Source organism: Actinoplanes sp. CA-030573 (assembly GCF_050951115.1).
Taxonomy (GTDB): Bacteria; Actinomycetota; Actinomycetes; order Mycobacteriales; family Micromonosporaceae; genus Actinoplanes.
In genome coordinates, this window is record NZ_CP192038.1 from 6735949 (window position 1) to 6748859 (window position 12911).

General features: G+C 71.9%; 14 protein-coding genes. 10 read left to right on the forward strand and 4 right to left on the reverse strand.

The features are described 5' to 3' along the window. Entirely contained in the window at positions 1-1107 is a 1107-nt protein-coding gene (locus ACQP2F_RS31075) for an LLM class flavin-dependent oxidoreductase (protein WP_433293621.1), read from the reverse strand. A 67-nt stretch (positions 1108-1174) separates the two neighbouring features. Between ACQP2F_RS31075 and ACQP2F_RS31080 the strand changes: the two genes are divergently transcribed. The 10 genes from ACQP2F_RS31080 to crcB all read left to right on the forward strand — a co-directional run bounded on the left by ACQP2F_RS31080 (position 1175) and on the right by crcB (position 8976). Beyond that, positions 1175-1474 carry an MFS transporter gene (locus ACQP2F_RS31080; RefSeq protein ID WP_433293623.1) on the forward strand — a complete coding sequence of 100 codons (300 nt, stop codon included), beginning with the start codon at positions 1175-1177 and terminating at the stop codon, positions 1472-1474. Further along, positions 1405-2235, forward strand: coding sequence for a hypothetical protein (locus tag ACQP2F_RS31085; protein WP_433293625.1), 831 nt, complete (start codon positions 1405-1407; stop codon positions 2233-2235). The genes ACQP2F_RS31080 and ACQP2F_RS31085 overlap by 70 nt, the downstream gene beginning before the upstream one ends. A gap of 62 nt (positions 2236-2297) precedes the next feature. Then, positions 2298-3185, forward strand: a complete 888-nt coding sequence (locus tag ACQP2F_RS31090; RefSeq protein ID WP_433293627.1) for an amino acid ABC transporter permease — start codon at positions 2298-2300, stop codon at positions 3183-3185. Continuing rightward, on the forward strand, positions 3182-3937 hold the full coding sequence (locus tag ACQP2F_RS31095) for an amino acid ABC transporter ATP-binding protein (RefSeq protein ID WP_433293629.1): 756 nt from the start codon (positions 3182-3184) through the stop codon (positions 3935-3937). The genes ACQP2F_RS31090 and ACQP2F_RS31095 overlap by 4 nt, the downstream gene beginning before the upstream one ends. Before the next feature lie 17 nt (positions 3938-3954). Beyond that, the gene (locus ACQP2F_RS31100) at positions 3955-4935 is read left to right on the forward strand and encodes an ABC transporter substrate-binding protein (protein WP_433293631.1); all 981 of its coding nucleotides are present in this window, start codon (positions 3955-3957) and stop codon (positions 4933-4935) included. Positions 4936-4937: 2 nt separating this feature from the next. Continuing rightward, entirely contained in the window at positions 4938-6095 is a 1158-nt protein-coding gene (locus ACQP2F_RS31105) for an LLM class flavin-dependent oxidoreductase (RefSeq protein WP_433293633.1), read from the forward strand. Further along, positions 6088-7419, forward strand: coding sequence for an NtaA/DmoA family FMN-dependent monooxygenase (locus ACQP2F_RS31110; RefSeq protein WP_433293635.1), 1332 nt, complete (start codon positions 6088-6090; stop codon positions 7417-7419). Before ACQP2F_RS31105 ends, ACQP2F_RS31110 begins: the two co-directional genes overlap by 8 nt. Then, entirely contained in the window at positions 7416-8111 is a 696-nt protein-coding gene (locus ACQP2F_RS31115; protein WP_433293637.1) for a GNAT family N-acetyltransferase, read from the forward strand. The genes ACQP2F_RS31110 and ACQP2F_RS31115 overlap by 4 nt, the downstream gene beginning before the upstream one ends. Before the next feature lie 59 nt (positions 8112-8170). Next, positions 8171-8623, forward strand: coding sequence for a fluoride efflux transporter FluC (locus ACQP2F_RS31120; protein WP_433293639.1), 453 nt, complete (start codon positions 8171-8173; stop codon positions 8621-8623). Further along, the gene (gene crcB, locus ACQP2F_RS31125) at positions 8620-8976 is read left to right on the forward strand and encodes a fluoride efflux transporter CrcB (protein ID WP_433293641.1); all 357 of its coding nucleotides are present in this window, start codon (positions 8620-8622) and stop codon (positions 8974-8976) included. The genes ACQP2F_RS31120 and crcB overlap by 4 nt, the downstream gene beginning before the upstream one ends. A gap of 64 nt (positions 8977-9040) precedes the next feature. On the opposite strand, the gene ACQP2F_RS31130 is transcribed toward crcB, so the two are convergent. The 3 genes from ACQP2F_RS31130 to ACQP2F_RS31140 form a co-directional block, all read right to left on the reverse strand. Further along, entirely contained in the window at positions 9041-9205 is a 165-nt protein-coding gene (locus ACQP2F_RS31130; protein WP_433293643.1) for a hypothetical protein, read from the reverse strand. 974 nt (positions 9206-10179) lie between these two features. Continuing rightward, positions 10180-11115 carry a helix-turn-helix transcriptional regulator gene (locus tag ACQP2F_RS31135; RefSeq protein WP_433293645.1) on the reverse strand — a complete coding sequence of 312 codons (936 nt, stop codon included), beginning with the start codon at positions 11113-11115 and terminating at the stop codon, positions 10180-10182. An 89-nt stretch (positions 11116-11204) separates the two neighbouring features. Continuing rightward, entirely contained in the window at positions 11205-12746 is a 1542-nt protein-coding gene (locus tag ACQP2F_RS31140; protein WP_433293647.1) for a M4 family metallopeptidase, read from the reverse strand. Positions 12747-12911 lie beyond the last annotated feature (165 nt).

Sequence of the window (12911 nt, forward strand, 5' to 3'; positions counted from 1 at the left end):
TCAGTTGAACCAGCGCTTGGCCAGCAGCTCGAACGAGCGGACCCGGTCCTCGTGGTCGTACGTCATGGTGGTGACCAGCAGCTCGTCGGCCCCGGTGACGCGCCGCAGCGTCTCCAGGCGCTCGGCCACCGTCTCCGGCGAGCCCACGAACTGGGTCTCGACCCGGTCGGCGACCAGCTTGCGGTCCTCCTCGGTCCACTCGAACGCCTCGGCCTCCTCGACGCTCGGGTAGGGGATGGCGCCCTGGCCGGTGCGCACGCTGCGCACCCAGAGCCCGTACGGGACGGCCAGCCGTCGCGCGGTCTCGTCGTCCTCGGCCACCACGACGTCGGCCGAGACCAGCACCCGCGGTGCGGCGAGCCGCGCCGAGGGCCGGAACGCCGCCCGGTAGGCCTCGACCGCCTCCAGCACCCGGGCCGGCGAGACGTGGTAGTTGGCCGCGAACGGCAGCCCCCTCGCCCCGGTCACCCGGGCGCTCTCGCCGCCGCTCGACCCCAGCACCCAGAGCTCGACGTCGGCGCCCTCCCCCGGCACCGCCCGGGCCTCGTTGCCCTCGCCGTCGGTGTACGGCCCGGCCAGCAGCGTCTCGATGTCGGCGATCGCCGCGTCGAGGTCGGCCGGCTCGGCGCCGGGCTGGGTCAGCAGGCGGGCGAACAGCTTGGACCGGGCCGACTTGAAGATCGGCGCGAACGAGAACGACCGCGGGATGAGCAGGCCGTCGACCACGCGCTCCTCGGTCACCGCCGGTTCCTCGGCACCGGAGTTGCGGCGCTGGGCCGACCGGCCGAGCCCGAGATCGAACCGTCCCGGGTACAGGGCGTCGAGCAGGCCCCACTGCTCGACCACGCCCAGCGGCGTGAGGAACCCGGTCTGCACCGCGCCGGAGCCGAGCCGGATCCGCTCGGTGACGGCGGCGATCTGGCCCAGCAGCAGCGCCGGCTGCGAGCTGGCGACGCCCGGGGTCAGGTGATGCTCGGCCACCCAGTAGCGGTGGTAGCCGAACTGCTCGGCCCGCCGGGCGAGGTCGAGCGTGCGGCGCAGGGCGTCGCCGGCGGTGCCGCCGGAGACCAGCGGCGACAGGTCCAGGATCGACAGCGGAACGGTCATGGTTCTCTCCTCGGTGCTGGACGTCGGCTCCCTTTTTCCTATAGCTTAACTAGGATATAAGCAAGGGGTGATCGCCGCCCGTGCCAGAAACACCCGTCCCGCCACCCTCGCGGTCTGCCTCGCCGCCGCCTTCACCACGCTGCTCGACCAGTCGAGCCTGAACACCGCCGTCCCGGCTCTGCGCACGTCGCTGGGCGCCGGCCCGGGCACCATCGGCTGGATCGTCGCCGGCTACTCGCTGTCGTTCGGGCTGGCACTGGTGCCGGGCGGACGGCTCGGCGACGCGCACGGCCGCAAATGGCCGCCCGGCGCACCACCCTCGACCTGCCCGGGCTCGCCCTGCTCGCGGCGGCGATCGGCTGCCTGATGCTGCCGTTCACGCTGCCCGGCGGTCAGGGCCCGCCCCGGGCGATGTGGCTCGCGGTCGCCGCGGCCCTGGTCGTGCTGCTGGTCGCGGCCGAGGGCCGGTACCACCGCCGGGGCGGCACGCCGATCCTGCTGCCCGCGCTGCTCGGCTCGCGCGGGTACCGCAACGGCACGGTGATCGCCATGCTCCAGTTCGGCGCGAACCTCTCGGCGTCGCTCGCACTCACCCTCTACCTGCAGATCGGGCTCGGCTGGTCGGCCCTGCACGCCGCGCTGACCATGCTGCCGAGCGCGTTCGCGTTCGCCGCCGTCTCCTCGGTCGGCTGGCGGGTGGTCGGCCGCTACGGCCGGGCCGGCGTGCTCTGGGCGCTGGTGGCCTCGCTGGCCGCGGTGATCGCGGCGGCGGCGGTCGTCACCTGGGTGCCGCCCGGCCGCCTCGGACTGGCGCTGACCCTCACCCAGCTCGCGCTGGGCGCCGCCAACGGCCTGATCATCGCGCCCAACCAGGCCCTGACGCTGGGCCACGCGCCGCCCGGCTCGGCCGGGCTGGCGGCCGCGTTCCTGCAGCTCGCACAGCGGGTGTCGGCCACCGTCGGGATGGCGGCGGTGGCCGGCGTGGCGCTGGCCGCCGGGTCCGGGCCGGTCACGCACGGCCTAGCGGTCGGCGCGGCCATGCTCGCCGCCGCCGCGATCGTCGCCTGGCGGGATGTCACACCGGCCGTTGACAACCCTGTAAAAACATACATGGCCGATAGGACTTGAGCGCATTGCGGACGGCGCCCTAGCGTGAGCGGCAGGCCCCGACATCGCCGGAGGTAATCCCCGTGAGCGTCCTCTCCTCGGCCCGCGCCGGCACCGAACCACCACCGTCCACCGCGGACGAGCCCGGCCGGCTCACCGTCGTCCCGGCCCGGCACCCGTGGCGCTGGATCGGCGCCGCCGCCGTGCTCGTGCTGGTCGCTCAGTTCACGCACGGGCTGATCACCAACCCGGGCTGGGACTGGGGCACGTTCGCAGGCTACTTCTTCGAGGAGTCGGTGATGCGGGCGCTGCTGGTCACGCTGGAGCTGACCTTCGCCGGCGCGGTGCTCGGCTTCCTCGGCGGGATCGTGCTGGCCCCGATGCGGCTGTCGCACAACCCGGTGCTGCGGGCGGTGAGCTGGACCTACATCTGGGTGTTCCGGTCGGTGCCGCTGATCGTGCAGCTGCTGTTCTGGGCCAACCTCGGCTACCTCTACGACAAGCTGCAGATCGGCGTTCCGTTCGGGCCGGGCTTCGCCGGCTTCGAGACCGCACACCTGGTCAGCTCGTTCGGCGCGGCCCTGCTCGGCCTCGCGCTGCACGAGGCCGCGTACGCCGCCGAGATCGTCCGCGCCGGCATCATCTCGGTCGACCAGCGTCAGCTGGAGGCGGCCGCCGCGCTCGGCATCCCGCGCCTGCGTCAGTTCCGCCGCATCCTGCTCCCCCAGGCCATGCGGGCGATCCTGCCGAGCGCGGCCAACGAGCTGGTCAACCTCCTCAAGAGCACCTCGGTCGTGTACGTGCTGGCGATCGGCGAGCTGTTCTACCAGGTCCAGGTGGTCTACGGCCGCAACGGCCGGGTCGTCCCGCTGCTGATGGTCGCCACCGTCTGGTACGTGGTCCTGACCGCCGTCCTGTCGGTCTTCCAGCACTACGTGGAGCGGCACTTCTCGAGAGGCTGGCGGCGATGATCGAGCTGCGCGGGGTGCACAAGTCGTTCGGCGCGCACGAGGTGCTCAAGGGCATCGACCTGACCGTCCCGGCCGGCAGCGTCACGGTGATCCTCGGCCCGTCCGGATCCGGCAAGTCCACGCTGCTGCGCACGATCAACCACCTGGAGAAGGTCGACCGCGGCCACGTCCGGGTCGACGGTGAGCTGATCGGCTACCGCCAAGCCGGCGACCGGCTGCACGAGCTCAGCGAGCGGCACGTGCTGCGGCGGCGGGCCGGCATCGGCTTCGTCTTCCAGACCTTCAACCTGTTCCCGCACCTCACCGCCATCGAGAACGTCGTCGAGGCGCCGATCTCGGCCTTGCGGAAGCCGAAGGCGGAGGCCTATCGGCGGGCGCGGGAGCTGCTCGATCGGGTGGGCCTGGCCGAGAAGGCGGACGCCTACCCGCGGCAGCTCTCCGGCGGGCAGCAGCAGCGCGTGGCGATCGCCCGGGCGCTGGCGCTGGACCCCAAGCTGGTGCTCTTCGACGAGCCCACCTCCGCCCTCGACCCCGAGCTGGTCGGCGAGGTCCTCGACGTCATGCGCGACCTGGCCCGGGCCGGCACCACGATGATCGTCGTCACCCACGAGATCGGCTTCGCCCGCGAGGTGGCCGACGCGATCGTCTTCCTCGACGACGGGCGGGTGGTCGAGCACGGCGCCCCGGCCGAGGTCCTCGACGCACCCCGGCACGACCGCACCCGGGCCTTCCTGTCCAAGGTCCTCTCTTGAGAATCAAAGGAGCATTCATGCGTACGCTCAAAGCCGCCGTGGTGTTTTCCGCGCTGGCCGTGGCCCTGACCGCCTGCGCCGCGCCCGACGAGGCGCCGAAGACCGCGGCCGCCGCCGTCGACGCGGGTGCGGACGCCGTCAAGATCAACGATGGGCCCGAGCAGAACCGGATCGTCCCGGCCAAGGTGGACGCGGCCGCCGCCCTGGTCCCGGAGAAGATCCGCGCGACCGGGAAGCTGACCATCGGGCTCGGCGCGGCCGGCTCGGGCTCGCCGCCGCTGGCCTTCACCGCCACCGACAACAAGACGCTGATCGGCAGCGAGCCGGACATCGCGGTCGCGGTCGCCGGCGTGCTCGGCCTCGAGCCCGACCTGCAGAACTCCTCGTGGGAGAACCTGTTCATCGGCCTCGACAGCGGCAAGTACGACGTCGGCGCCTCCAACATCACCGTCACCGAGCTGCGCAAGCAGAAGTACGACTTCGCCACCTACCGCAAGGACAACCTGGCCTTCGAGGCGAAGAAGGGCGCGGGCTGGAAGGTCACCGGGCCCAAGGACGTCGCGGGCAAGAAGATCGCGGTCAGCTCCGGCACCAACCAGGAGAAGATCCTGGTCGAGTGGAGCAAGCAGGACGTCGCGAACGGGCTCCCGGCGGTCGACATCAAGTACTACCAGACCAACCAGGCCACCTATCTGGCGCTCGGCTCGGGGCAGATCGACGCGTACCTCGGCCCCAACCCGACCGCCGCCTACCACGTCGCGGTGGCCGGCCAGACCGAGATCATCGGCACCTACTCGGGCGCCGGCGACACCCTCCAGGGCCTGATCGCGCTCACCACCAAGAAGGGCAACGGGCTGGTGCCGGCCCTGAAGGCGGCGCTCGACGCACTTGTCGCCTCCGGCGACTACGCCAAGATCCTGGCTCGCTGGAACCTCGGCAACGAGGCCGTCACCGCGCCCGAGATCAACCCGCCCGGCCTGCCGATCGACGGGAAGTGACCATGCCGAACCGACCGCTGCACCTCGCCGTCGCCCTCGAGGGAACCGGCTGGCATCCCGCCTCGTGGCGGGAGCCGGCCGCCCGGCCCGCCGAGCTGTTCACCGCCCGGTACTGGACCGACCTGGTCCTCGAGGCCGAGGCCGGCGCACTCGACTTCGTCACCTTCGAGGACGCGCTCGGCCTGCAGTCGGACCGGCCGGACGGTCCGGACGAGCGCACCGACCACGTCCGCGGCCGGCTCGACGCGGTGCTGATCGCCGCCCGGGTCGCGCCGCTCACGACCGGTATCGGGCTGGTGCCGACCGCCACGGTGACGCATACCGAGCCGTTCCACATCTCCAAGGCGCTGGCCACGCTCGACTACGTCAGCGGTGGCCGGGCCGGCTGGCGGGTGCAGGTCTCCGGCCGCGCGCACGAGGCCGGGCACTTCGGGCGGCGGACACTGCCGGTGATCGAGCGCGGCCGGCTGCACGAGCCGGCCACCCGCCAGGTGGTCGAGGACCTGTTCGACGAGGCCGCCGACTACGTCGAGGTGGTGCGGCGGCTGTGGGACAGCTGGGAGGACGACGCCGAGATCCGCGACGTCGCCACCGGCCGGTTCATCGACCGGTCCAAGCTGCACTACATCGACTTCGACGGCAAGTACTTCAGCGTGAAGGGTCCGTCGATCACGCCCCGGCCACCGCAGGGCCAGCCGCTCGTCACGGCCCTCGCCCACGCGGCCATCCCGTACGCGTTCGCGAACCGGTCGGCCGACCTGACCTTCGTGACCCCGGCCGACGCCTCCGACGCCGCCCGGATCGTGAGCCAGGTCGGCACCCCGCACATCTTCGCCGACCTGGTCGTCTTCTTCGACCGGGACGCCAAGGACCGCCTGGACACACTCGACCGCTCGGCGTACTCCTCGGACGCGGCGGTCTTCAGCGGCAGCCCGGCCGAGCTCGCCGACCTGTTGCTGGAGTGGCGCGAGGCCGGGATCACCGGGTTCCGGTTGCGTCCCGGCCGGCTCCCCTCCGATCTCGAGGCGATCACCCGCGCCCTGGTACCCGAACTGCGGCTGCGGGGCGCCTTCCGGGACCGCTACGAGGCCGCCACCCTGCGCGGGCTGCTCGGCCTTCCCCGGCCCGCCAACCGATTCGTGGGGGCTTCCCATGCCTAAGCAGATCCACCTTGCCGCCCATTTTCCCGGCGTCAACAACACCACCGTGTGGAGCGACCCGGAGTCGGGCAGCCACATCGAGTTCGCGTCGTTCGTGAAGCTCGCGCAAACCGCCGAGCGGGCCAAGTTCGACTTCTTCTTCCTGGCCAAGGGGCTGCGGCTGCGCGAGCAGGGCGGCCAGATCTACGACCTCGACGTGGTCGGCCGGCCGGACACGTTCACGGTCCTGGCCGCCCTGGCCGCGGTCACCACCCACCTCGGCCTGGCCGGCACGATCAACTCCACCTTCAACGAGCCGTACGAGGTGGCGCGGCAGTTCGCGTCCCTCGACCATCTCTCCGGCGGACGGGCCGCCTGGAACGTGGTCACGTCCTGGGACGCGTTCACCGGCGAGAACTTCCGGCGCGGCGGGTTCCTGGCCGAGTCCGACCGGTACAGCCGGGCCACGCAGTTCCTGGCGACGGCCAAGGAGCTGTTCGACTCGTGGCCGGCCGGGGCCGTGGTCGCCGACAAGGAGAGCGGGCGGTTCCTCGACGACGGGTCGGTGGGCGCGTTCAAGCACACCGACGAGCACTTCGACATCAGCGGGCGGTTCAACGTGCCGCGCAGTCCGCAGGGACGGCCGGTCATCCTGCAGGCCGGCGACTCCGACGCGGGGCGGGAGTTCGCGGCCGCCACCGCCGACGCCATCTTCAGCCGGCACGGGACGCTCGAGGACGGGCAGCGGTTCTATGCCGACGTCAAGCGCCGGCTCCCGGCGTACGGCCGCGGTCGTGATGATCTTCTGGTCCTGCCGGCCGCGACGTTCGTGCTCGGCGACACCGACGCCGACGCCCGCGAGAAGGCGATCGAGGTGCGGCGGGCGCAGGTCAGCGGGCCGACCGCGATCAAGTTGCTCGAGCAGGTGTGGAACCGGGATCTGAGCTCGTACGACCCGGATGGTCCGCTGCCTTCCGTCGAGCCCGACATTTCGGACAGCCACATCGCTCGCGGGCGGGCGAGCGTCCGCATGCACCGCGACCCTCTTGCCGTGGCGCGCGAGTGGCGGGAGCGGGCGTCGGCGGGCAGCCTGTCCATCCGCGAGCTGATCATCGAGGTGACCGGGCGGCAGACCTTCGTGGGGTCGCCCGCCACCGTGGCCGCGGAGATCGACACGCTCGTGCAGTCCGACGCCGCCGACGGGTTCATCCTGGTGCCGCACGTGACGCCGGGCGGGCTGGACGAGTTCGCGGACACGGTCGTCCCGCTGCTGCAGGAGCGCGGCGTGTTCCGTACCGCCTATTCCGGACCCACCCTGCGCGACCACCTGGGGTTGAGGTCATGACCGCCGTCTCCGCTCCGGCCGAGGCCGTCCTCGACAACCCGATCTGGACGTCGCTCACCGGCGCGCACGCCCACCTCGCCGTGATCCACGGACTGGCCGGCCGTTATCCGGACGACGTGGCACAGTTCTACGCACTCGCCGACCCGGCCGATCCGCGCGCGTGGGCCGACCTGGCCGAGCTGACCGGTCCCGGCGCCGAGGTGGCCCTGCCCGGCGAGGCCTCCGCCCCCGACGGGTGGGCGCGGGTGGACGAGATCGCCGGCGTGCAGCTCATCGACGTCGCGCTGCGGGCCCGGCCCGACGCCGAGGCGCTCCGGCTGACCGCCGCCGATGTGCCGGAGATGCTCGACCTGGTCGAGCGCACCCGGCCCGGCCCGTTCCGGCCGCGCACCATCGAGCTCGGCACCTACCTGGGCATTTGGCGCGGCGGCCGGCTGGTGGCGATGGCCGGCGAGCGGATGCACCCGCCGGGCTGGACCGAGATCAGCGCGGTCTGCACCGACCCGGCCTTCCGCGGGCAGGGGCTGGCGACCCGGCTGATCCGGGCGGTGGCGGCCGGCATCCGCGCCCGCGGTGAGAACCCATTCCTGCACACCGCGGCGGCCAACACGCCGGCGATCCGGCTCTACGAGTCGCTCGGCTTCCGGCTGCGCAAGCGGACGACGTTCGCCCGGTACCGCGCCCTTCGGTAATCTTCGGGACGGCGGTGGGGCTCGTGTACCCCTCTCCCTGCTCCTCGGAAGGGCTACGCATGGACCCCGACGTCGATCTGCATGTGCCGCGCATGCGCGACGAGATGCGCCCGAGCCCGTGGCCGGTGCTCGCCGCGATCTCGGCCGGCGGCGTGGTCGGCGCCCTGAGCCGCTACGCGCTGGCACTCGCCTGGCCCCATCCGGCCGGCGGTTTCGCCTGGTCGACGCTGGTCACCAACGTGTCGGGCTGCTTCCTGATCGGCGTTCTCATGGTGATCGTCGACCGCGGTGCGTCCCGCCTGTTGCGCCCGTTCGCCGGGGTCGGCGTCCTCGGCGGTTTCACGACGTTCTCGACGTACGCGGTGGACGCGCAACGTGCCGCTCAGGCCGGCCGCCCCGGCACCGCCCTGGCGTACCTGGCGGTGACACTGGTGACCGCCTTGCTGGCCGTCTGGGCGGGCAGCGCGCTCACCACCCGCCTGACCGGCACGCCCACGGCGGAGACCGCATGACGTGGTTGCTGGTCGCGCTGGGCGCGGCCGTGGGCGCGCCGCTGCGCTACCTGACCGACCGCACGATCCAGTCCCGCCACGAGTCCGCGTTCCCGTGGGGCACCCTGACGGTCAACGTGGCCGGCAGCTTCCTGCTCGGCCTGCTGGTCGGCCTGCCCGCCGCCGCCCCGTGGACGGCGCTGCTCGGAACCGGCTTCTGCGGCGCGCTGACCACATACTCGACATTCAGCTACGAGACGTTGCGCCTGACCCAATCGAACAACACTTTCTACGCCGCCATGAACGTGCTGGCCTCTTTGGTAGCCGGCCTGGGCGCCGCAGGTCTCGGCATTCTCACCGCGCAGGCTCTTTGATATGCCGCCCCTCGGGAATGGCATGATCTAATATTGGCGGCGGGCTGTCGGGGTGCGGGAGAGTTTACGCATACGGCAGCTCCAGATGTTCACGACGGCGGCGATCGGCGCCATGCGTGATCGTTCGCGGGGCCGCATTTATTCGCCCGAGCGCGACCATTTCCGCCGAGTGCACGAAGGCCACCGGGCGTGGGGGCTGACCCGCCGTCATGCCGAGCGTTTGCGTCACGCGAGAGAGGCTGCCGCCCGGCCGCGCGAGGTCGCCGGGCACGCAGCTTCCGGAGTCGCCCAGCTGCCAGCGCCCCGGGTCGCCGGGCCCGCAGCATCCCGAGCCGCCAGGCCCGCAGCATCCCGAGCCGCCAGGCCCGCAGCATCCCGAGCCGCCGGGCTCCCAGCATCCGGAGTCGCCGGGCCCTCAGCATCCGCAAGCGCCGGGCCCGCAGCATCCGGAGCAGCGCCGGCCTCGACCGCCGTCCCCACGCGAGTCGAAACACCGCCCGCCAACGCCCGCCTGGTCAGCGCTACCTCAACGGGAGCAATGCCCGCCGACGCACCACCGATCAGCGCACCCCGCCGGAGCGCTACCAGCCAACGCGGCGCCGGTCGACGCGAGGCCCGCCGCCAAGCCTGCTCCACGCGGCCGGGAAGCAATCCAGCGCAAAGCGGACCCGCGCATCCGCCTAGCTTTATTGCCGCCACGACGAAAGGCGAACTGCGACGATTCTGCCCAAATTACTTCCTCGGAAAATACCTCACCGTCGGCACCATCCTGCACGGCTTCGGCAACGGCGAGAACGCGTCGATAATGCCCCTCCGCAGAGCGCCGGCGCAAACCCACCACAGCAATTTCCTCCGAGCGCGGGAACGGCGAAAACGCCCATTTGGAAGACGCGACCGGGGAAGCGGCGGAAGGCGAGGGAACCCTCGACTCCGGGAGGAACGGAGGCGGCCACGAACGACCAGGGACGACGGTCAATGGCGGCCACGGGGACGGCGGTGGGCAACGGTGAGCGGGGACAACGGCGCCGAGCACCAACGGCCTCGGCGGCGGGCGTGGGCGAGTGGGTCACTGACGGCGGGCGCGGGCGGTGGGCCAGCGGCGGCGGGCGCAGGCGCGTGGGCCAGCGGCGGCGGGCCCGGGTGGGGTGGGCAGCGGCCGCGGGCGCGGGTGGGTGGGCCGACGGCGGCGGGCGGGGTGGCTGGTCAGTGGCGGTGGAGGGTTTGGGACGGGGTCTGGCCGTACGTGGCTCGGTATGTGGCCGTGAAGCGGCTGTGACTCGCGAAACCCCAGCGGGCTGCCACTGCGGCGACGGTTGTGGTGGTGGGGTCGGCGGCGCGCAGGTCGTGGTGGGCGTGGGCCAGGCGGGCCTCTCGTAAGTAGGCCGTGGGAGTGGTGTTCAGGTGGCGGCGGAAGGCCAGCTGCAAGCTGCGGATGGTGATGCGGGCCACGGCGGCCACGTCGGCGGGGGTGATGGGGCGGTGGGCGTTCTCGTCTATGTAGGTGAGGGCCCGCCGCAGGGTTTCCGGGCGGGCGTCGCGGCGGTCCTCGATGGTGGGGTCGGCGCGGTGGTCGTTCGGGAAGACGGCGAGGGCGGCGGCGGCCAGCAGACGGGACACGTCGCCGGTCACCAGCGGGGCGATCGGGGCGCCGGCGGCCATCGACAGGACGTAGTCGTGCGTACGGTGCCAGAAGCTCGCCGCCTCGGGGGTGACCGGGCGGTGGCCGGTCAGCCGGACCGTGGCACGGCCGGGGGCGGGGTCGGCCACCTCGGCCAGCAGGGCGGGGTCGAAGAGGATGAACTCGGCGTTCGAATTGTCCAACGAAGCCCGGTACCGCTCGCCCGGCAGGCCGGGGATGAAGATGTCGCCGGCGACGCACGCGTTGCTGGTGCGGCCGGACTCCATCGTGGCGGCGCCGGCGTTCACGCGGCCGATGGCGATTGCGCCGATCGGCGGGGCGTCGACCTCGAAACGCATGCGGAAGACGTTGTGATGCAGGTCGAGGCGGCCGAGCGCGCGCTGGACCAGCCGTACGCCGCAGGACCGCCCGTCGACCGACAGGCGCAGCCGGCCGTAGACGCCGTTCAGGAAGTGGTGGGCGGCGTCCACGTCGGTGGTCTCGAACACCGAGGGAGTCACAGCCGATCAGCTTCCCAGCCCGGCACGGGAAAGGGGGACCGGCACGGCGGCCGGTCCCCCGATCGGGGTCAAAAGATCAGGTCAAAAGATCAGCAGGTGGGCTCGCCGGACTGGGCCGGCACGCTCACCGCGTTCCACGCCGCCTTGACCGCGTTGAACTGCGTGCAGCTGCCCGGGAAGAGGTTCTTCGCCGCCTGCAGCGTCCACACCCGGTACTTCAGGTAGGACGAGCTGGAGGTCTTCAGCAGCATCGCGTTGTACATGATCTTGATGGCGGTCTGGATGCCGACGCCGGTCACCGAGCTGCCGTTGCAGGTCGGGCTGGACGGCTGGCCGTTGCCGCTGGAGCCCTGGGCGAGCAGGTAGAACCAGTGGTTGCCGGGGCCGGCCGCGGCGTGCACCTCCTGCGACGGGGTGCTGCTCGAGTAGCAGTTGCTGTCGCCGGCCAGCGACGGGTTGTACATGTACCGGATCGGACCGGAGCCGACCAGGTTGACCTCCTCGCCGACCTGGTAGTCCGGCGGGTCGTTCGGGTTGTTGATGTACCACTCGGTGGCGGCGCCGAACGTGTCGGCGACGAACTCCTGCGTACCGCTGCGGGAGATGCCGCCCGGGGTGTGGTCATCGATACCGTGACCCAGCTCGTGGCCGACCACGTCGGCCGAGGAGATCCACCGGCCCGCGGTGTTCTTGCCGATCTGCACCTGGGTGCCGTCGTAGTACGCGTTCTGGTCGTTCAGGCCGATCCGGATCGGCCACGCGCCGCCCGAGCCGTTCTGGCCGTTCCGGCCGAGCCACGAGGACAGCATCGCGAACTGCTTCTCGGCCACGTAGAGCGCGTCGACGCCGCCGGTCTCCCGGTTGGTGCCGTTGCCGTTGCCCCAGACGTTGTCGGTGCCGGAGAAGGTCGCGTTGCCCGAGGCGTTCTGCGCGCGCAGCGTCGTGTGCGCCGAGTCCTGCAGCAGGTACGTCGAGCCGGACTGGGTGGTGCTCAGCGAGACCGAGCCGTAGATCCAGCCGGTGCCGGTGCCGGTCGCCGAGGTGACGTGCTCCTGGGTGCCCAGCACCTTGCCGTTGACGGCGTCGACGTTCACGGTGAGCCGGCTGACGCCCTCGGCGCTCGTGCCGCGGATCGTGGACTGCCAGGCCAGGCGGGCGGCCGCGCCCTCGGCGGCGACCACGACGAGCTTGGTGCCCTCGACGCTCGAGACGGTCTTGAGCTGCTTCTTGGCGATGGCCAGGGCGGCGGCGTCGGAGAGCTTGGGGACGGTGGAGAGTTCACCGATCGCGGACGACTGGGCGACCGACGTGTACTTGGTCGCGCCGGCGGAGTCGGTCATCACGACGAGGTCGCCGCCGTCGACCGGCAGGCCCTTGTAGGTGCGGGTGAACGGCACGTAGTTGAAGCCGCCGGAGGAGATCACGGCCTGCCGCTGGAACGTGTCCGAGGCGCTGGCGTGCAGGTAGGACGGGTTGGCGGCGATCAGCGCGTCGGCCGCGCCGGCGGCCAGCGTCGCGGCGGATTGCGCCGACGGCGCGGTGGGCTGGGCGGCGGTGGCCGGCCCGGCGGTCATCGCCACGACGACCGCGGTTGCGGTCCCCACGGCCATGACGAGGGGGAATCGGGACATCACGCGTACTCCTTCCCCGCCCGAAGGGGGTGACGGGCGGGCTCAGAGAAGACGCTATATATCGGCATCAATCTCCGGAATGGGGAAAACCCTTGCCGTCCACATCGCGCCATGTCCGCTTCGCGCCTGGGGTTCGCGCGTGGTTCCGGAACCTGAATCGCTTGC

Excerpts from the sequence above, each read along its gene's own strand:
- ACQP2F_RS31095 (WP_433293629.1), top strand. The coding sequence starts at position 3,182 with ATGATCGAGCTGCGCGGGGTGCACAAGTCGTTCGGCGCGCACGAGGTG.
- ACQP2F_RS31075 (WP_433293621.1), bottom strand. The coding sequence starts at position 1,107 with ATGACCGTTCCGCTGTCGATCCTGGACCTGTCGCCGCTGGTCTCCGGC.
- ACQP2F_RS31105 (WP_433293633.1), top strand. The coding sequence starts at position 4,938 with ATGCCGAACCGACCGCTGCACCTCGCCGTCGCCCTCGAGGGAACCGGC.
- ACQP2F_RS31110 (WP_433293635.1), top strand. The coding sequence starts at position 6,088 with ATGCCTAAGCAGATCCACCTTGCCGCCCATTTTCCCGGCGTCAACAAC.
- ACQP2F_RS31100 (WP_433293631.1), top strand. The coding sequence starts at position 3,955 with ATGCGTACGCTCAAAGCCGCCGTGGTGTTTTCCGCGCTGGCCGTGGCC.
- ACQP2F_RS31140 (WP_433293647.1), bottom strand. The coding sequence starts at position 12,746 with ATGTCCCGATTCCCCCTCGTCATGGCCGTGGGGACCGCAACCGCGGTC.
- ACQP2F_RS31120 (WP_433293639.1), top strand. The coding sequence starts at position 8,171 with ATGGACCCCGACGTCGATCTGCATGTGCCGCGCATGCGCGACGAGATG.
- ACQP2F_RS31085 (WP_433293625.1), top strand. The coding sequence starts at position 1,405 with ATGGCCGCCCGGCGCACCACCCTCGACCTGCCCGGGCTCGCCCTGCTC.
- ACQP2F_RS31115 (WP_433293637.1), top strand. The coding sequence starts at position 7,416 with ATGACCGCCGTCTCCGCTCCGGCCGAGGCCGTCCTCGACAACCCGATC.
- crcB (WP_433293641.1), top strand. The coding sequence starts at position 8,620 with ATGACGTGGTTGCTGGTCGCGCTGGGCGCGGCCGTGGGCGCGCCGCTG.